At 65.2% G+C, this 18,562-nt stretch carries 15 protein-coding genes; 9 read left to right on the top strand and 6 right to left on the bottom strand.

What is annotated here, in order from left to right; genetic code table 11:
• Positions 1-120 precede the first annotated feature (120 nt).
• On the top strand, positions 121-2,772 hold the full coding sequence (locus tag ACO550_RS02895; protein ID WP_315598263.1) for a hypothetical protein: 2,652 nt from the start codon (positions 121-123) through the stop codon (positions 2,770-2,772).
• Between the two features lie 261 nt (positions 2,773-3,033).
• On the opposite strand, the gene gatB is transcribed toward ACO550_RS02895, so the two are convergent.
• From gatB to gatC, 5 genes are all read right to left on the bottom strand, one after another.
• Complete coding sequence (gatB, locus tag ACO550_RS02890; protein ID WP_315598262.1) at positions 3,034-4,488, bottom strand: Asp-tRNA(Asn)/Glu-tRNA(Gln) amidotransferase subunit GatB; 1,455 nt, start codon at positions 4,486-4,488, stop codon at positions 3,034-3,036.
• A 69-nt stretch (positions 4,489-4,557) separates the two neighbouring features.
• Positions 4,558-5,631: a dienelactone hydrolase family protein gene (locus ACO550_RS02885; protein WP_485994103.1), complete on the bottom strand. Its 1,074-nt coding sequence runs from the start codon at positions 5,629-5,631 to the stop codon at positions 4,558-4,560.
• Between the two features lie 17 nt (positions 5,632-5,648).
• Positions 5,649-6,119 carry a hypothetical protein gene (locus ACO550_RS02880; RefSeq protein ID WP_315598261.1) on the bottom strand — a complete coding sequence of 157 codons (471 nt, stop codon included), beginning with the start codon at positions 6,117-6,119 and terminating at the stop codon, positions 5,649-5,651.
• Between the two features lie 14 nt (positions 6,120-6,133).
• Positions 6,134-7,633 (bottom strand): Asp-tRNA(Asn)/Glu-tRNA(Gln) amidotransferase subunit GatA, encoded by a 1,500-nt coding sequence (gatA, locus tag ACO550_RS02875; RefSeq protein WP_315598260.1) that lies wholly within the window; start codon positions 7,631-7,633, stop codon positions 6,134-6,136.
• Between the two features lie 56 nt (positions 7,634-7,689).
• Complete coding sequence (gene gatC / locus ACO550_RS02870; RefSeq protein WP_315598259.1) at positions 7,690-7,989, bottom strand: Asp-tRNA(Asn)/Glu-tRNA(Gln) amidotransferase subunit GatC; 300 nt, start codon at positions 7,987-7,989, stop codon at positions 7,690-7,692.
• An 833-nt stretch (positions 7,990-8,822) separates the two neighbouring features.
• Here gatC and ACO550_RS02865 point away from each other — a divergent pair.
• From ACO550_RS02865 to ACO550_RS02835, 7 genes are all read left to right on the top strand, one after another.
• The gene (locus tag ACO550_RS02865) at positions 8,823-9,866 is read left to right on the top strand and encodes a rod shape-determining protein (RefSeq protein WP_019450345.1); all 1,044 of its coding nucleotides are present in this window, start codon (positions 8,823-8,825) and stop codon (positions 9,864-9,866) included.
• Positions 9,867-10,009: 143 nt separating this feature from the next.
• Positions 10,010-10,984: a rod shape-determining protein MreC gene (gene mreC / locus ACO550_RS02860; RefSeq protein ID WP_315598258.1), complete on the top strand. Its 975-nt coding sequence runs from the start codon at positions 10,010-10,012 to the stop codon at positions 10,982-10,984.
• Entirely contained in the window at positions 10,981-11,493 is a 513-nt protein-coding gene (gene mreD / locus ACO550_RS02855; protein WP_315598257.1) for a rod shape-determining protein MreD, read from the top strand. Before mreC ends, mreD begins: the two co-directional genes overlap by 4 nt.
• A 41-nt stretch (positions 11,494-11,534) precedes the next feature.
• Positions 11,535-13,904: a penicillin-binding protein 2 gene (gene mrdA / locus ACO550_RS02850; protein ID WP_315598256.1), complete on the top strand. Its 2,370-nt coding sequence runs from the start codon at positions 11,535-11,537 to the stop codon at positions 13,902-13,904.
• A 12-nt stretch (positions 13,905-13,916) separates the two neighbouring features.
• Positions 13,917-15,059: a rod shape-determining protein RodA gene (gene rodA / locus ACO550_RS02845; RefSeq protein WP_315598255.1), complete on the top strand. Its 1,143-nt coding sequence runs from the start codon at positions 13,917-13,919 to the stop codon at positions 15,057-15,059.
• Between the two features lie 67 nt (positions 15,060-15,126).
• Positions 15,127-15,798, top strand: a complete 672-nt coding sequence (locus tag ACO550_RS02840; protein ID WP_315598254.1) for a DUF484 family protein — start codon at positions 15,127-15,129, stop codon at positions 15,796-15,798.
• Positions 15,799-15,816: 18 nt separating this feature from the next.
• Positions 15,817-16,920, top strand: a complete 1,104-nt coding sequence (locus ACO550_RS02835; protein WP_315598253.1) for a tyrosine-type recombinase/integrase — start codon at positions 15,817-15,819, stop codon at positions 16,918-16,920.
• Here ACO550_RS02835 and ACO550_RS02830 read toward each other — a convergent pair.
• The gene (locus ACO550_RS02830) at positions 16,917-17,873 is read right to left on the bottom strand and encodes a transcriptional regulator GcvA (RefSeq protein WP_315598252.1); all 957 of its coding nucleotides are present in this window, start codon (positions 17,871-17,873) and stop codon (positions 16,917-16,919) included. The genes ACO550_RS02835 and ACO550_RS02830 overlap by 4 nt on opposite strands.
• A 191-nt stretch (positions 17,874-18,064) precedes the next feature.
• On the opposite strand from ACO550_RS02830, the gene ACO550_RS02825 reads away from it, so the two are divergent.
• The gene (locus ACO550_RS02825) at positions 18,065-18,433 is read left to right on the top strand and encodes a DUF2917 domain-containing protein (RefSeq protein WP_315598251.1); all 369 of its coding nucleotides are present in this window, start codon (positions 18,065-18,067) and stop codon (positions 18,431-18,433) included.
• The last annotated feature ends 129 nt before the right edge of the window (positions 18,434-18,562 follow it).

Raw genomic sequence — 18,562 nt, 5'->3', positions numbered from 1 at the left:
AAGAATCCACTAAGGATCCATGGTCAGATGATTCCCTTCATTGAAATGATGCGCCTGCGGTGCACGAACAACGTGTACCGCCGGAGTTCAATTCAACGTACGTTTCATTGGAGTCGAATCATGACTGAAGAAAAGCAGCCGGATGCGGCGCGCGATGCGGGGACCGTGCCTGACAACTACACGAATAGCCAAGGAGTCCAGGAAGGCGATGATTCCAAGTACTTCCAGGCGAACAGCAGTGGTAGTGGAGCATCGGCAACGGGCGGAAGTGCCATTGCAATTGGCCAGGCAGCCCTCGCGTCTAGTGGAGATGGTATTGCTGTTGGACAAAATGCACAGGCTGGTGGCGATCACAATACCATTGCGCTTGGGCATAACGCGCGGAGCGAGGCTATATACACACTGGCTGTTGGGGTGGGTGCGACGGCAACGATTTACTCGGCGGTGGCGCTTGGGAAGGACTCCAAAGCAGACCACGAGAGTGCTGCGGCATTGGGCTCCTATAGCCAGGCTACTGGCAGGCTGAGCGTGGCATTGGGCGCCGGCAGCGTAGCCGATCGCGATTTTGCCGTCTCGGTGGGCCGGGGGGATTACCAGCGCACGATTTTCCATCTGGCTCCCGGCGAAGTTTCTGAAGCCAGCACTGACGCCATCAACGGCAGCCAACTTTACACGACCAACCAGCAGGTCGGCACGCTAGCCGATTCGGTCGCAGCGCTGCAGGACGGTAGCGAAGGTATCAAGTACTTCCACGTGAAAAGCAATCGCCCCGATGGCGAGGCCACCGGCGGGGATTCCGTGGCGATCGGACCGCAGACCAAGGCATCGGGTACGGGGAACATCGCGATGGGCTCGGAAGCCACCGCAACAGGCGGCCACAATTCGATTGCCTTGGGCAATGGCGCCACGAGTACGGGGGCCTGGGCCCAGGCGCTCGGTTCGAGCGCCGTTGCGACCGATATCGGCGATGTCGCGGTCGGAGTGAATTCTCATGCCGGCGGCGGCGGAACCGCGGCGCTGGCAGTAGGACCCAGCGCCAGTGCAATGGCTGCCGGTGCCGCGGCGTTTGGTCGCCTGGCCAGCGCGACGGCACCGGACAGCGTAGCGCTTGGCCAGAGCAGCGTAGCCGATCGCGCCGGCACGGTGTCCGTAGGTACGCGCGAGGCGCCACGCCAGATCGTGCACGTAAAAAAGGGCGAACTCGATTCCGATGCGGCAACAGTCGGCCAGCTCAAGGACGCCGGCCTGCATTTGAATGCGGCCGGCGAGGTGTCTAACGCATTCGTGGCGTATGACGATGCGTCGCGGATGCGAGCGACGCTGGCCAACACCGTGGTAACAGGGCTGGCCGCCGGCGAACTGAACGAGGCGAGCACCGATGCCGTGAACGGCAGCCAGCTCTTTGCAACCAATCAACAACTGGGCGATACCGGCAACGCGCTCACGGAACTCACTGCCACGGTGACCAACATTACCGATGGCAATGATGGGGTGAAGTACTTCCATGTGGCGTCCACCGATGCGGATTCGAATGCCAGCGGCAGCGACGCTATCGCCATCGGACCTCGGGCAAGCGCCAGTAGCGCCGCGACCGTTGCGGTTGGCGATGGCGCCAATGCCACGGGGTCATACAGTGTTGCGTTGGGGCAGGGCAGCGTAGCTGATCGACCGAATACGGTATCGGTCGGATCGTCCACGGCCCGTCGCCGGATTGCGAATGTGGAAGCGGGCGTGGCCGAGCACGATGCCGTTACCGTCGGGCAACTGCGCAGCGCCGGCCTCGATGTCAATGCCACGGGCAGCGTCGGCAACGCGTTCCTGGCCTACGATGACACGTCGAAAGCGCGCGCGACGCTGGACGATACGCTGGTGACGGGGTTGCGGCCAGCGGTGCTGGCCGTGGCAAGCGTGGATGCGGTGGTCGGCGGGCAGTTATTCCAGACCAATACGGAGGTTGCGCGCAATACCGGCGATATCGCTGCGGTGTCACAGACCGTGGAGGCACTCACGAATGGCGATGCGGGCTTGCCCTATGTGCAGGTACGTTCCAGCGATGCCAAGGCATCCGCAGCCGGCGCCAACGCCATTGCAATCGGTCCGAATGCATCCGCATCAGGTGGCGGAAGCATTGTGGTGGGCGATGGTGCCAGGACAAGTGGGACTGGTGCCAGCATCGCGATCGGCCGCAGCGCCCGCATCACGGGCAACCCTGGCGATGGATCGATAGCGGTGGGCAATGGTGCCGGGACCTACGGGAACAACGCGGTTGCCATTGGTACCACTGCTAGTTCATCCCATTCGGACAACGTTGCGATTGGCAATGCAGCAGCGTCTACCGGTGGCTTGCCATGTGTCGCCATTGGCGGTGCATCGGTTGCGTCCGGGCTCTACGGTGTGGCATTGGGGCAGGAGTCGGCAGCGTCGGCGGACCGGGCAGTGGCAATCGGCGGACGCGCAAAGGCACAGCAGGCCAGTAGCAGCGCCCTGGGCCAGAGCGCCATTGCCGCAGCCGAATTCAGCACGGCGTTAGGCTTCAATGCTTATGTGACGGAGCCCAACAGCGTAGCGCTTGGTGCCGCATCGCGTTGCGACCGCGCCAACGCTGTGTCGGTGGGTACGCGTGCGGCGCCACGGCAAGTGGTTAGCGTGGCCGCAGGAACCGATACGCTGGACGCGGTCAATATAGGTCAGTTGACGCAGATGCTCGCGGAGCGGGATCAATTGCTGGCCAGCTTGCAGTCGCGTATCGCTGCACTGGAGGCCGCCGCCTGAGTCGCGATCTCGCAACTTGACTCGCCGGCCCTCTCCCCCAGCCCCTCTCCCGCCGTGCGGGAGAGGGGAGCGAACCGGCGGCATTTGAGGCACCAGTGGTGTTCTCCCCTCTCCCGCGCGCGGGAGAGGGGCGGGGGAGAGGGCCGGCGTATCAAAGTCTGTTTGCGCTCTCGCCTACCTGAATCCATCGGCGTGCTGACGGGCGCAAAAAAAGCCGGCCACGCTTTCGCATGGGCCGGCTTGTTTCGGCAAGTAGCCTGATCAGCCCAGCTTCTTCTTCAGCAGATCATTGACCTGCGCCGGGTTGGCCTTGCCCTTGGTGGCCTTCATTGCCTGGCCCACCAGCGCGTTGAAGGCCTTCTCCTTGCCGGCGCGGAATTCCTCGACCGACTTGGCGTTGGCGGCCAGCACGTCGTCGATGATCTTTTCCAGTTCGCCCGTGTCGGACATCTGCTTCAGGCCCTTGGCGGCGATGATCGCGTCGGCGTCGCCGGCCGATTCGCCGGCCCACATTGCCGGGAACACGTCCTTCTTGGCGGTGTTGTTCGACACCGTGCCATCTGCAATCCGTGCCAGTAGCTTTGCCAGCTGCGCGGGGCTGACCGGTGCCGCGTCGATGGCGATGCCATCGCGGTTCAGCTGCGATGCCACGTCGCCCATCAGCCAGTTGGCCGCAGGCTTGGCGCTGGCCGCACCCACTTCGGTGACAACCGCTTCGTAGTAGGAAGCCAATGCCTTGGTGGCGGTGATGGTGCTGGCGTCGTATGCCGACAGGCCGTATTGCGACACAAAGCGCGCCTGCATCGCGGCCGGCAGTTCGGGCAGTGCGCTCCGTACGCGCTCGATCCACGCGGCGTCGATTTCCAGCGGCATCAGGTCCGGGTCGGGGAAGTAGCGATAGTCGTGCGCATCTTCCTTGGTACGCATCGCGCGCGTTTCGCCGGTATCCGGGTCGAACAGCACGGTGGCTTGCACGATCTCGCGGCCGTCCTCGATCTCGGCGATCTGCCACTGGACTTCATAGTCGATGGCTTGCTGCAGGAAGCGGAACGAGTTCAGGTTCTTGATCTCGCGGCGCGTGCCGAACTTCTCCTGGCCCACCGGGCGCACGGACACGTTGGCGTCGCAGCGGAAGCTGCCTTCCTGCATGTTGCCGTCGCAGATGCCCAGCCACACCACCAGCGAATGCAGGGCCTTGGCGTAGGCCACGGCCTCGGCCGAGCTGCGCATTTCGGGCTCGGTCACGATTTCCAGCAGCGGCGTGCCGGCACGGTTCAGGTCGATGCCGGTCATGCCGGCGAAATCTTCGTGCAGCGACTTGCCGGCGTCTTCCTCGAGGTGCGCGCGCGTCAGGTTGACGGTCTTTTCATAGACGCCCTGCTTGCCTTCCACCTGGACCGTGATCTGGCCGCCCTGTACCACCGGGATCTCGTACTGGCTGATCTGGTAGCCCTTGGGCAGGTCCGGATAGAAATAATTCTTGCGCGCGAAGATGCTGCGCGGCGCGATCTTGGCATTGATCGACAGGCCAAACTGGATGGCACGCTCGACGGCACCTTTGTTCAGCACCGGCAGAACGCCTGGCAGTGCCAGGTCCACGGGCGAAGCCTGCGTGTTGGCCTCTGCGCCGAACGCGGTGGAGGTGCCGGAGAAAATCTTGGAGGCCGTGGAGAGCTGCGTATGCGTCTCCAGGCCGATCACCACTTCCCATTGCATGGCGGTATTCCTGTCTGAGTCTTTCTGTATGTCTGTGTGCAATATTCGTCGAATCCGGTCCCGGTGTGGTCAGGGGTCGGGACTCGCGAGCCATGAATCAAGTTGCGCCAGCGCCGCGACGCGGGCCACGGCATCGCCACCCACGGTGACACCCGTACCATGGCGTGCCGCGATATCGCGGCGCACGTGCAGTTCACTGGTGCCGTCAAAGCCGTGGTATGCGCCCGGATAGATCTCCAGGCGGAAGCGGGCGGTCGGCTGGCGCGATTGCACTGCATTCTGCAACATCGCGCAGCGCGTGGCGGGTGTCCAGTCGTCGGCGCCGCCAATCATCAGCAGCAACGGCGACCGCAGCCGGAAATCATGCTGCTGCACTGCGCGCCGGCAGCCCGGATAAAACGCCACGGCACGGTCCACGGTGGGCGTGCCGGTTGGCCACGGCCGGCTGGCATCGATCGTCGCCAGTACCGCCTGTGCGCCATTGGACCAGCCCAGCAGCACAATGCGGCGTGCATCGACACCTGGTTGCTGTGCCACCCAGCGCAGTGCGGCCAGCGCGTCGGCGCGACGGGTCTTGTCGTCGATGGCGCGTGCGTCGAGCGACTCCGTGCAAATGCCCTGCGCCTTGCCGCGCGGGCTGAAGCTGTCGGGCATCAGCACCGCATAGCCCCGCTCGGTCAGCCAGTGCGCATACTCGCGATAGCGGCTCTGCAACCCGCCCGCCGGATCAATCACTTCCTCGATCGTGCCGGCCCGTTTCGCCGATACGCGCATGTCGACCAGCCCACCGCATCCGTGCAGTGCCACCACCACGGGCAGTAGCTGGCTGCGCGCCACCGAACCCTCGCGCGGCATGAACCAGTACGCGGTCAGCGCCGGCATGCCAGGTTCGGCCGGCAGCCGTACGCGCGCGGTAGCGGGTTCGGTTGCCGTGGCCGGCACCGTCAGGGGCGCGGTTGGGGTCAGCGGTGCCAGCGCAACCGCTGGCGGCACTGGTTGGGTCGGCTGGGCTGGCTGGGCCGGTGCTACGGGCATAAAGGCCACGCCAATGGCCGCCGTCGCCAAGGCGCCGCGCAGCCAGCGGCCCACCATGGTCGGAACCAATGGTTTGTCGCTGGGCGGGAGCAGGGGCAGGCGCGGCATCGTCGATGGCAGTCCGTTCAGCGCGTGCGCGCGCAGTCGCCGGTGCCCGGCTCGAACATCACCGGCCACGCTTCTTCATAGATGCCCGGCGTGCAGTGCGCCTGGCAACTGGCGTGCGCCAGCGTGACGCGGCGCGGATCCTGCCAGACCATCAGCTTGCAGGCGCTGCCATCGTTGGCGCGCAACTCGATATGCGGTGTCTTGCGAACCTGGCGGAAGTCGGCCAGGTTGAAGCTGCATGAGCCACGCTTGCCAACCCACAACTTCCATTGCAACTGCTGCACGGTGTTATCCGCCACGCGCAACTGCGCGTCCTCGCGGAAACCATCTTCCTCGGTGCGGCGGCAATCGCCGACGAGGTCGATGTCGCGCGCGGCGATCGGCGTGGACCGGCCGACAAACGGAACCTGGCAGCCGGCCAGCGTCGTGGCCAGTGCCAGCGCGGCAGCCAGGCGTAATGGAATGCGGGGCAGGGTGTGCAGGCGCATGGTGGCTGGGTCGATCAGGCCGGCCGGCGCAGATGCCAGTCGGTGGCCTGCTGGAATGCATGGGCCACCTGCAGCAGGCGCGCTTCGTCAAAATAGTTGCCGATGATCTGCAAGCCCACGGGCATGTTGGCGTCGCCAAAACCGGCCGGCACACTCATGCCGGGCAGGCCGGCCAGGCTGGTGGACAACGTGAAGATGTCGGCCAGGTACATCTGCACCGGGTCGGCGGTCTTCTCGCCAAGTTTCCACGCCACGCTGGGCGCCACCGGGCCCATGATCACGTCGCACTGGCCAAAGGCGCGCTGGAAGTCGTCGGCAATGATGCGGCGGATCTTCTGGGCCTGCAGGTAGTAAGCGTCGTAGTAACCGTGCGACAGCACATAGGTGCCCACCATGATGCGGCGCTTGACCTCGGTGCCGAAGCCTTCGGCACGGCTCTTCTTGTACATGTCGAGCAGGTCGCGGTACTCGGCGGCGCGGTGGCCGTAGCGCACGCCATCGAAGCGCGACAGGTTCGACGAAGCCTCGGCCGGCGCGATGATGTAGTACACCGGAATCGACAGCTCGGTCTTGGGCAGCGTCACGTCCACCAGCGTGGCGCCAAGCTTTTCATACTCGGCCAGCGCGGCGCGCACGGTCTTTTCCACGTCGGCAGACAGCCCCTTGCCAAAGTACTCGCGCGGCAGGCCGATGCGCAGGCCAGCCAGCGGCTGTGCGGCACTGGCGCCGGCGCGCGGCTGGCCCAGCAGGCGCGTGAAGTCTTCATCCACGCCGCCCTGTTCGGGCGTCAGGCTGGTGGAATCCTTGGGGTCGAAGCCGGCCATCGCATTGAGCAGCATGGCGCAGTCCTCGGCCGTGTGGGCCATCGGGCCACCCTGGTCCAGCGACGAGGCGAACGCGATCATGCCGTAGCGCGATACGCGGCCATAGGTCGGCTTGATCCCGGTGATGCCCGAGAATGACGCCGGTTGGCGAATCGAGCCGCCGGTGTCGGTGCCCGTGGCAGCGGGCGCCAGGCCGGCAGCCACCGCGGCGGCCGAGCCGCCCGACGAACCGCCCGGCACGCGGCCGGTATCCCACGGGTTGCGCACCACGCCATGGAACGAGTTCTCGTTGGACGAACCCATCGCGAACTCGTCCATATTGGTCTTGCCCAGCGTCACCATGCCGGCGGCGCCCAGGCGCTCCACCACGGTGGCGTCGAACGGGCTTTCGTAGTTCGCCAGCATCTTCGAGCCGGCGGTGGACTTCCAGCCGCGCGTCACGAAGACGTCCTTGTGCGCGATGGGCACGCCGGTCAGCGGCGTGGCCTGGCCATTGGCACGGCGTTCATCGGCCGCGCGGGCCTGGGCCAGCGTCAGGTCGGGGTTGATATCGACAAACGCATTGAGGTCGCGGGCGGAGTCGATGCGCGCCAGGTAGTCGCGCGCGAGTTCGTCGGCGGACACGGTGCGTGCGGCCAGCGCATCGGCGATCTGGCGCAGTGAGGTCACGGAATCAGCGGAAAAGGGCATGTCGGGTCAGATGGCGTCTGGATGGCTGGCAACGGGGCGTGCGTGGCGCGTCGTTGTCACTCGATAACCTTCGGCACGAGGTACAGGCCGTTCTCGGTGGCCGGCGCGGGGCGCTGGTAATCGGCGCGGCGGTCGGATTCGGTCACGGCATCGTCGCGCAGGCGTTGGGCGATGTCGCGCACGGCCGACAGCGGGTGGGCCAGCGGCTCGATGCCGGTGGTATCCACGGCCTGCATCTGTTCCACGAGGGAGAAGAAGTTGTTCAACTGCACAAGCGTCTGCTCGGCCTCGGCATCGCTGGTTTCGATGCGGGCCAGGTGCGCGATGCGCTTGACGTCGGAGAGTTCGAGAGCCATGGCGGTGGTGCGGCGCGGGCGCCGGTTTCAGTCCTGCGGACTGGAGGTGTTGCGGCCGGACGTCGGGCGGGCGCTGGCACGGTGCCGGCGTCCACCCGCGCATCATCTGGGCGGCCGTCGGGATGCCTGACAGGACGTCATCCACCGGGCTGCATGGCGGGGTGGCCAAGGCGTGCCGGACAGGTGCGCCCGGGGGGCACCCCAGGATCGTCGAAGTTACAAGTTTTTCAGGGGGCAAACGCCCCGAAACAGCCGGAATTATAAGGTATCATTACGCGCTGCAGGCTTCCCGCAGCGTACGCTCCACTTGGATCGCGGCAGCGCGGTCGGGCGGTGATGCGGTCGGCACTGTCGCAGGCGCCGGCAAAGGTCGCGGCAGGTTGTTACGGTGGTGTCCATGTGCATGATCGGGCGGCACACCGTAGACCGGCGTCGCGAGCATGCAACAGTAAATGGCCGGCTACATGACGAGGTTGCCGAATAGCGGCCGGTTTTGATTGCATTTTCAGTCGTAGCAAACTGGTTCCTCCGATTAGGCTTCTGCATCGTCAGGCGTTTTTTGTCCTGTCCGCGCTTCTGGCGGCGAACTTTCGCGCAGAGTTTAATCAAAGGTTCCCGTAGGTCCGGCGTGCAGGTCGCGCCGGTTGCGGATCGCCGCCGGTGCACGGGGCTCGCCGCGCCTGTTGTATTGAGGTGCGTCGGGAAGTGCCGGCGCGGAACGCACGCACCGGGGGAACCGTGAACCATCACCCTTGCAAACGTATTCATGGCCGGGCCGAACGTGGCGCTGGCCGCTTCGCATACTCGCGAACCAACAGAAGACAGGATTCCTGATGTTCGGATTTCTCCGCAGCTATTTCTCCAACGACCTGGCCATCGACCTGGGCACCGCCAACACCCTGATCTACATGCGCGACAAGGGCATCGTCCTGGACGAGCCTTCGGTTGTCGCCATCCGTCAGGAAGGTGGCCCCAACGCCAAGAAGACGATCACCGCGGTGGGCAAGGAAGCCAAGCAGATGCTGGGCAAGGTGCCGGGCAATATCGAGGCCATCCGCCCGATGAAGGACGGCGTGATCGCCGACTTCACGGTGACCGAACAGATGCTCAAGCAGTTCATCAAGATGGTGCACGACACCAAGCTGCTGCGTCCGAGCCCGCGCATCATCATCTGCGTGCCGTGCGGTTCCACCCAGGTGGAGCGCCGCGCCATTCGTGAATCGGCGCTGGGCGCTGGTGCCAGCCAGGTGTACCTGATCGAGGAACCGATGTCGGCCGCGATCGGCGCGGGCCTGCCCGTGTCGGAGCCGTCGGGCTCGATGGTCGTCGATATCGGCGGCGGTACCACCGAAGTGGGCATCATCTCGCTGGGCGGCATGGTCTACAAGGGTTCGGTGCGCGTGGGTGGCGACAAGTTCGACGAGGCCATCGTCAACTACATCCGCCGCAACTACGGCATGCTGATCGGCGAACAGACCGCCGAAGCCATCAAGAAGGAAATCGGCTCGGCGTTCCCGGGCTCCGAAGTCCGCGAGATGGAAGTGAAGGGCCGCAACCTGTCCGAAGGTATCCCGCGCGCATTCACGGTGTCGTCGAATGAAATCCTCGAAGCCCTGACCGATCCGCTGAACCAGATCGTCTCCGCCGTGAAGATCGCGCTGGAACAGACCCCGCCGGAACTGGGTGCCGACATCGCCGAACGCGGCATGATGCTGACCGGTGGCGGCGCGCTGCTGCGCGACCTGGACCGCCTGCTGGCCGAGGAAACCGGCCTGCCGGTGCTGGTGGCCGAAGATCCGCTGACCTGCGTGGTGCGCGGCTCGGGCATGGCGCTGGAGCGCATGGACAAGCTCGGCAGCATCTTCTCCTACGAGTAAGACGAGGCAGGGGCCGCCACGTGGTGATACGCGTCGCAGGTCCCCTCCGCAACTTGATTTCTTTCCCCGCCAGCTCAACCTGCCACACCCCCGCCGGGGTGTGCGGGTGCGCTGGCGGCATGGTTTCGTCTGCGCCCCGGTAAATGGATTACTCTCCGCCGCCGCTCTTCAAGCAAGGCACATCGGCTGTCGCACGCCTGGTCATCTTTGTGATGATTGCGCTGGCGCTGCTGATTGTCGACGCGCGCTTTGACGCCATGCGCATCGCGCGCCAGGTGGCCGCTACCGTATTGATGCCGGTGGAGCGGCTGGTACTGGTGCCGCGCGATGCGCTGCGCGGTGTCTTCGACTACGCCCAGTCATCGGTCACATTGGCCACTGAAAACCGCGAACTGCGCCGCAGCGCCGTGGAGCAGGCCAATGGGGCGGTGCGCCAGGCGCAGCTCGAGGCCGAGAACGGCCAGCTGCGCAAGCTGCTGAACCTGGAACAGCAATCGGCCACGCCGGTGACGGCGGCCGAGATCCTTTACGACGCACGCGACCCGTACAGCCAGCGCATCGTGATCGACCGTGGCAGTTCGCAAGGGCTGCGCGCCGGTTATCCGGTGATCGACGAGCGTGGCGTGATCGGCCAGGTGACGCGCGTCTCGCCGTTCCAGTCCGAAGTCACGCTGCTGACCGACAAGGACCAGGCCATTCCGGTGCAGGTGGTACGTAACGGCCTGCGCAGCGTGGCGTTTGGCGGTTCCCGTGCCGGCTTGCTCGACCTGCGCTTCATGGCGGCATCGGCGGACCTGCAGCAGGGCGACCTGCTCGTGACGTCGGGCCTCGACGGCACCTATCCGCCGGGCCTGCCCGTGGCGAAGATCGTCCAGATCGAACGCAAGGCCGACACCGCGTTCTCGCGCGTCTATTGCGAACCCGTTGCCGGCGTGCGCTCGCATCGCCAGTTGCTGGTGGTGCGCTACGAATCGGGCCTCGCACCGCGGCCGCAGGAAGAAGTCTCGCCGACCAAGGCGGAGAAGGGTGCCCGTTCGGCCGCCGCGCGCGCCGGTGCCGAGCAGAAAGCCGCTGACAAAGCCGCAGAAAAGCAGAAATCCCCGGAGTCCGCCCAGTGACGACGTCCCAATACCTGCTGCGTCCGGTCAATCCCGCGTTTATCGGGCTGACCTTCGTGCTGGCGTTCCTGTTCAACCTGATGCCCTGGGGGACCACGCTGTGGATCCCCGACATGGTGGCGCTGGTGCTGGTGTTCTGGAACATCCATCAGCCGCGCAAGGTGGGCATGGGCGTAGCGTTCCTGCTGGGACTGCTGATGGATGTGCACGATGCCCGCCTGCTGGGCGAGCATGCGCTGGCCTACACGCTGCTCGCGTATTTTGCGATCACGATCCACCGCCGCGTGCTGTGGTTCTCGGTCTACACGCAGGCGCTGCATGTGATGCCGCTGCTGTTCATTACCCATGCCGTACCGGTGCTGATCCGCCTGGCCATGGGTGCGCCGCTGCCCGGCTGGCAACTGCTGGTGGCACCGGTGATCGAGGCCGTGCTCTGGCCGATGGCCACCGCATTGCTGCTGGCACCGCAACGCAGATCGAGCGACGTCGACGAGACGCGCCCGATCTAGCCCGACTGACCTGATACCGCCACACCGCCCGCAGTACCGCCATGACCGAAATCCGCAACGTCGAACTGGAAATCGGCCGCTTCCGCATCCGCGTGGCGGCGGCTGCCCTGTTCACGGTCATCTGCTTTGGCCTGCTGTTCACCCGCTTCCTGTGGCTGCAGTGGTACAAGCACGACCAGTACTCGGCCAAGGCCGAGGACAACCGCATCTCGGTGGCGCCGATTGAGCCGAACCGCGGCATCATCATGGACCGCAACGGCGTGGTGCTGGCGCGCAACTACTCCGCGTACACGCTTGAAGTCACACCATCGAAGCTGACCGACACGCTCGACAACACGATCGAGGAACTGTCGAAGCTCGTCGATATCCAGCCACGCGACCGCCGCCGCTTCAAGCGGGTGCTGGAGGAGTCGCGCAGTTTCGAAAGCCTGCCGATCCGCAGCCAGCTGACCGACGAAGAAGTGGCCAAGTTCTCGGCCCAGCGTTTCCGCTTCCCGGGCGTGGACGTGCGCGCGCGCCTGTTCCGCCAGTACCCGCTGGGCGAGTCGGCCAGCCATGTGGTGGGTTACCTGGGCCGTATCTCGCAGCGCGACCAGGAGCGGATCGAGGCCATCGACGAGGCCAATGATGCCGATGCCGCCAAATACGATCCGCGAAAGGATGCCGACAACTACAAGGGCACCAGCTACATCGGCAAGATTGGGCTGGAGCAGAGCTACGAGACCGAGCTGCACGGGCTGACCGGCTTCGAGGAAGTCGAGGTCAGCGCGGGCGGACGCCCGATCCGTACGCTGTCGACGTCGCCCGCCACGCCGGGCAACAACCTGATCCTGTCGCTCGATATCCGGCTGCAGCAACTGGCCGAACAGCTATTCGGCGACCGCCGTGGTGCGCTGGTGGCGATCGAACCCGACACGGGCGATATCCTGGCCTTCGTGTCGAAGCCGACCTTCGATCCGAACCTGTTCGTAGAAGGCATCGACTCGAAGACCTGGGACGAGCTCAATGGCTCGCCCGACAAGCCGCTGCTGAATCGTCCGCTGCGCGGCACCTATCCGCCGGGTTCGACGTACAAGCCGTTCATGGCGCTGGCGGCGCTTACCACTGGCAAGCGCACCGCGGCCTGGGGCATGCACGATCCGGGCTTCTTCACGCTGGGCAACCACACGTTCCGCGACGACAAGCCGGGCGGACACGGCTGGGTGGACATGCAGGCGTCCATCGTGCAGTCGTGCGATACCTATTACTACGCGCTGGCGCGCGACATGGGCGTCAATACGATCCATGATTTCATGAAGCCGCTGGGCTTCGGCCAGATCACCGGTATCGATATCGAGGGCGAAAGCCGCGGCATCCTGCCGTCCACGGAATGGAAGCGCAAGGCCTACCGCAAGCCCGAGCAGCAGAAGTGGTATGACGGCGAAACGATCTCGCTGGGCATTGGCCAGGGCTATAACAGCTTCACGATCCTGCAACTGGCCAACGCGGTGTCGATCCTGGTCAACAACGGCGTGGCGATGAAGCCTCACCTGGTCAAGGCGGTCGAGGATTCGGTCACGCGCAAGCGCGCGCTGACAGTGCCGAAGGAAAGCTACCGGCTGCCGTTCAAGCAGGCCGATATCGACGTGATCAAGCGCGCCATGGTGGCCGTGACGCACTCGGGCACGGCTGCCAGGGTGTTCGCTGGCGCGGCCTACGAGTCGGCGGGCAAGACCGGCACGGCGCAAACCTACACGCTGGGCAAGAACGAGAAGTACAACCACCATGCGATCGACGAGCGCAAGCGCGATCACTCGCTCTATACGGCCTTCGCACCGGCCGATCATCCGAAGATCGCGCTGGCGCTGATTGTTGAGAATGCCGGCTTCGGCGCCGCGGTAGCCGCGCCGATCGCGCGCAAGGTGATGGACTACTACCTCGTTGGCAAGTGGCCCGAGGAACTGCAGGCCAGCGCCCCGCCCGCCGCGGAACGCGAGCGTGCCGGCGGCAAGCCGCCGGTCGATACACCGAGCGTGTTCACCACGGGTCTCACGGCCAACGCGGCATCGGCCACGGTCATGCAGACCGCGCCGACCGCGGTGGTGGCCGAGGCTTCGGCGGCCGGTGCCGGCGCGGCAGGCGCCAGTGCTGTTGCCGCGGCGTCGATACCGGTGCCGGCAGCGCGTTCGGCGTCGGACTCGATGGCCGTGCAGCTGGACCCGGCCGCAATCGCGCCGGCGTCCGCGGTGGCCACGCTCGACGAACGCATGCTGCAGGCGCTTGGGCACAGCAAGCCGCCCGCTTCGGCGCCGCAGGCCCCGGCCCCACGCGCCACGCCCGCTTCGGCTCCGGCACCCAAGCCACGCGCCAAGCCGGCCAAGCCCGTCAACGTTGCGGATGCCGGTGCGGCCCGCAACCACGCTTCAGAGTAAAGGAGACGCGCCATGGACAAACGCCGCGTCCTTTCGATGATCAGGACTGCCCTGACCGGCTTCGACAAGCCGCTGGCCCTGATCGTTTTCCTGCTGTTCGCCACCGGTATCGTGGCGCTGTATTCGGCCGCGATCGACATGCCGGGCCGCGTCGAGGACCAGCTCCGCAACATCCTGCTGTCCTATGTGGTGATGATGGTGATCGCTTACATGCCGACTCAGCTACTGATGCGGATCGCCGTGCCGCTATACACCGTGGGCGTCGCACTGCTGATTGCAGTGGCGATGTTCGGCCTGATCCGCAAGGGGGCACGGCGCTGGCTCAACGTGGGCATGGTGATCCAGCCGTCCGAGATCATGAAGATCTCGATGCCGCTGATGCTGGCGTGGTACTTCCAGAAACGGGAAGGGGTGATCAGGTGGTTCGACTTCGTCGTGGCCCTGGTCATCCTCGGTATTCCGGTGGGCCTGATCGCCAAGCAGCCCGACCTGGGTACCGGCCTGCTGGTGCTGGCCGCCGGCCTGTATGTGATCTACTTCGCCGGGCTGTCGTGGAAGATCATCCTGCCGCTGCTTGGCGCCGGCGTCATCGCGATCACGCTGCTGATCTCGTATGAGAGCCAGATCTGCGCGCCGGGCGTAAGCTGGCCGGTGCTGCACGACTACCAGCAACACCGCGTCTGCACATTGCTGGACCCGACCACCGATCCGCTCGGCAAGGGGTTCCATACGATCCAGTCGATCATTGCGATTGGCTCGGGTGGCGTGACCGGCAAGGGATGGCTCAAGGGCACGCAGACTCACCTCGAGTTCATTCCCGAGAAGCACACCGACTTCATCTTCGCGGTGTTTTCCGAGGAATTCGGCCTGATCGGCAATGCGGTGCTGCTGGTGCTGTACCTGATGCTGATCTTCCGGGGCCTTTATATTGCCGCCAATGCGCCGACATTGTTCTCGCGGTTGCTGGCCGGCTCGATCACGCTGATCTTCTTCACCTATGCCTTCGTCAACATGGGCATGGTGAGCGGGATCCTGCCCGTGGTGGGGGTGCCGCTACCGTTGTTGAGTTACGGTGGTACCGCACTGGTGACACTCGGGATGGGCATCGGGATCCTGATGAGCATCTCGCGGCAGAAGCGCCTGATTCAGACGTGATGCCGTAGCCGAAGGTCACTTTGCTACACTGCCAACCGAAAAAAGACATTCGTACCGGTAGAAGCTTATGAACGCGCAAGACGTCGCCACCTATCTGCAGGGCAACCCGCAATTCTTCGAGGACCACGCCGAGCTGCTGGCCACGGTCCAGCTGACCAGCCCGCACAGCCACCGCGCGGTGTCGCTGCAGGAGCGCCAGATGGAAATCCTGCGCGAGAAGAACAAGGGCCTGGAACTGAAGCTGGCCGACCTGGTGCGCCACGGCCACGAGAACGACCGTACGCAGCAGCGCCTGCACGACTGGCAACTGCGCCTGCTGGCCGAAGCCGATTCGCACGCGCTGCCGTACGCGGTGCAGGATGGCTTGCAGCAGGTATTCGACGTGCCGGCCGTGGCATTGCGCCTGTGGAAGGTGGCCGAGCCGTTCGCGCATATGGAAGTGGCGCAAGGTGCCAGCGAGGATCTGCGTCTGTTTGCCGAGGGCCTGCGTGCACCGTATTGCGGCGCCAACAGTGGCTTCGAGGCCGCTAGCCTGCTGGAGCGCGACGACATCGCGTCGCTGGCCATGGTCACGCTGCGCATGCCGCCGAGGTCCGCCGACGAAGGCGCCGGTGCCGCGTTTGGCCTGCTGGTGCTTGGCTCCCCCGAAGCGCGACGCTTCCACGAGGGCATGGGCACGGCGTACCTCACGCAGATCGGCGAAGTGGCCGGTGCCGCGCTGAACCGCCTGCGCGACTAAGTCACCCGTCCCGCCCCCATGCGCAAGCATCGGCCGCACCAGGAGCAAGCGGATCCGCTTGCCAGCAAGCCGGCAACGGACCCGCTGGTGCTGCGCTACCTGGACTGGCTGGCCACCAATCGCAAGCTGGCCGAGCTTACGCTGACCAGCTATGCGCACGACCTGTCGGTATTGCAGGAATCTGCCGTGCGCCTGGCAGCGGGCGTCCCGCTGCTATCACTCGAAACCCGTCATATCCGCTCGTTCGCCGCACGCATGCATGGCGGCGGGCTGTCCGCACGCACCATTGCGCGCGCATTGTCGGCATGGCGCGGCTTCTACCTGTGGGCTGCACGGCACGGGCACGGGGTCACGGCCAATCCGGTGGACGGCGTGCGCGCGCCCAAGCGCGGCCAGCCATTGCCCAAGGCGTTGTCGGTGGAGCATGCGGTGGCGCTGGTCGCCCATCGGCGTGGCGACACGGCCGAGGCCGTGCGCGACCAGGCGGTCTTCGAACTGTTCTATTCAAGCGGGCTGCGGTTGTCGGAACTGACCCAGCTCGATGCGCGCTATACCGAAGACGGCGATTACCGTTCGGCCGGCTGGCTCGATCTCAAGGGTGCCGAAGTCACGGTAATCGGCAAGGGCTCGCGCCGGCGTACCGTGCCGGTCGGCAGCAAGGCCATCGAGGCGCTACAGGCGTGGCTCGAGGTGCGCGAAACGCTGCTGCGCCCCAATGCCTTGCCCGAGGACCGTCACGCACTGTTCCTCGGTACGCGTGGCGGGCGGCTGTCGGGCAGCACCATTGGGCTACGCATCAAGCAGCAGGCGCTGGCCGCCGGCGTGCCGACCAACGTGCATCCCCATATGCTGCGGCATTCGTTCGCCACGCATATGTTGCAGTCGTCGGGCGACCTGCGCGCGGTGCAGGAAATGCTCGGCCACGCGAGCATTTCCACCACCCAGGTCTACACCTCGCTCGATTTCCAGCACCTGGCCAAGGTATATGACCAGGCGCATCCGCGCGCCGGGCGGGCGGGCAAGGATGTTCGTGAGCCGGCATCACCACGGTCCGCTTCGAACGCTGTCGATGCGGCTGACGACACGCACGACACGAACGGCACGAACGACGCCGACGACTAGGTCCACTGCGAAAGGATATTCCTGAAGCGCTCCATTTCCGGCAGCAGCCATTGCCGGAATGCCTGTACCTTTGGCGTGTCCAGGTTTGCGTGCGTGCAAACGAAATGCAGCAGCCATGGACACGGGATGCTGACATTGAACAGTCGCACCACGCGCCCCGACAACAGGTCGTTGTAAGCCAGAGACGACCGGATCAATGCCACGCCCTGGCCTTCGGCCGCCGCCTGCAGCAACAGCGAGGAATCCTGCAACCGCAGGCCCTTGGTGGGTTCGGGCCAGTCCAGTCCCGCCGCTTCGAACCATGGCTGCCACGGGTCGCCCTCGCCGCGCAGCAGTGGCATGCCGGCCATATGCGCGGGTTGCTCGGGTAGCCGGCCGCCATTGAAGTCGGGACTGCAGACCGGAAAGAACACGTCGTCGAGCAGGCGTTCCACGTAGAGACCCGGATACTGGCCACCGCCCATCCGCAATGCGACATCGACTTCCTCGGCCGCGAAGTCGACGAGCGTGTTCGATGACAGCAGCTCCACGTCGAGTTCGGGATGCCGCTCGATAAAGCTGCCAATGCGTGGCGTCAGCCAGCGGGCCGCGAACGACGGCATGGTGCTGATGGTCAGGCGCTTCTCGCGATTGCCGGCCTGCAGCACGCGCGTGGCATCGGCAATCTGCAATAGCGCGTCGCGTACGCGTTCGGCATAGAGGCGACCGTTGGTGGTCAGCATCACGCGCTTGCCGCGCCGCTCGAACAACGGCTGGCCCAGTTCTTCTTCCAGGGCGCGAATCTGGTGACTGACCGCGCCGTGCGTGACGAACAGCTCGGCTGCCGCGCGCGAGAAACTTTCGTGGCGTGCCGCAGCCTCGAATGTGCGCAATGCGGCCAGTGCCGGCAAACGCGGGAATTCGCGTTTCCAGCTACGCGGCTCGTCGGGATTCCATGCCCCGCTCCACACCATGACGACCTCGGCTATGTGAGATTGGCTAACAAGAGACAAGAATATATATCGTTTTGCCGGTGGCAGGGTAATCACTAGAATGCAATGCATCGGGTCCCGCAAACAAAGCCCCCAACTGTGCTGGTCCAACTACCAAGCCAGTTCCGGCCACTCCAACTAGACAGTGGAGCCCGACTCACGGAGAAGCCATCATGAAAGCCTTGCTCACAACGACCGTCTTTACGCTGAACCCTGGCGAAGTCACCGCGCTGTCGCTGCACGCTGCTCAACGCCTGTTTGTGGAAGATGCAAAAGGTACGGATGTATGGGTGACCCGCGAGAACGATTCCGAGGATTACTGGCTGCGTTGTGGCGGCAGCCTGCTGCTCAGGCGTGGTGACGAGATCGTACTCAGTATCGATCCACGTGCCGCGGCCCCGGTGCGGCTGGCGCTGATTGCCGAGGCTCGCCGGCCGGTACTGACGCTGGCCGACGTGCCGCACCTGGTGTTGAGATCCCTTAAACGCCTGGTTCGAGGTACCGAATGGACGCCGGCGGAAGACAAGGCCCACGCCTCCTGAAGCCGCAGGCGCGCGGCGGCCCCCGCGGGGGGGGCCGCCCCCCCCCCCCCCGCCCAGGTCGCGGACACGGCCCGCCCCCCCGGCGGCCCGGCCCGGCCCGTTAGTTAGACACACCGGGCGGGCCGGGCG

The sequence above is a fragment of the Cupriavidus sp. genome, from assembly GCF_057315035.1.
The sequence above is the reverse complement of the archived record's forward strand: the minus strand, read 5'-3'. Positions and strand labels throughout refer to the sequence as shown.

Coding starts and splice junctions, on each gene's coding strand:
- ACO550_RS02895 (WP_315598263.1), top strand. CDS start 121: ATGACTGAAGAAAAGCAGCCGGATGCGGCGCGCGATGCGGGGACCGTG.
- gatB (WP_315598262.1), bottom strand. CDS start 4,488: ATGCAATGGGAAGTGGTGATCGGCCTGGAGACGCATACGCAGCTCTCC.
- ACO550_RS02885 (WP_485994103.1), bottom strand. CDS start 5,631: ATGCCGCGCCTGCCCCTGCTCCCGCCCAGCGACAAACCATTGGTTCCG.
- ACO550_RS02880 (WP_315598261.1), bottom strand. CDS start 6,119: ATGCGCCTGCACACCCTGCCCCGCATTCCATTACGCCTGGCTGCCGCG.
- gatA (WP_315598260.1), bottom strand. CDS start 7,633: ATGCCCTTTTCCGCTGATTCCGTGACCTCACTGCGCCAGATCGCCGAT.
- gatC (WP_315598259.1), bottom strand. CDS start 7,989: ATGGCTCTCGAACTCTCCGACGTCAAGCGCATCGCGCACCTGGCCCGC.
- ACO550_RS02865 (WP_019450345.1), top strand. CDS start 8,823: ATGTTCGGATTTCTCCGCAGCTATTTCTCCAACGACCTGGCCATCGAC.
- mreC (WP_315598258.1), top strand. CDS start 10,010: ATGGATTACTCTCCGCCGCCGCTCTTCAAGCAAGGCACATCGGCTGTC.
- mrdA (WP_315598256.1), top strand. CDS start 11,535: ATGACCGAAATCCGCAACGTCGAACTGGAAATCGGCCGCTTCCGCATC.
- rodA (WP_315598255.1), top strand. CDS start 13,917: ATGGACAAACGCCGCGTCCTTTCGATGATCAGGACTGCCCTGACCGGC.
- ACO550_RS02840 (WP_315598254.1), top strand. CDS start 15,127: ATGAACGCGCAAGACGTCGCCACCTATCTGCAGGGCAACCCGCAATTC.
- ACO550_RS02835 (WP_315598253.1), top strand. CDS start 15,817: ATGCGCAAGCATCGGCCGCACCAGGAGCAAGCGGATCCGCTTGCCAGC.
- ACO550_RS02830 (WP_315598252.1), bottom strand. CDS start 17,873: ATGGTGTGGAGCGGGGCATGGAATCCCGACGAGCCGCGTAGCTGGAAA.
- ACO550_RS02825 (WP_315598251.1), top strand. CDS start 18,065: ATGAAAGCCTTGCTCACAACGACCGTCTTTACGCTGAACCCTGGCGAA.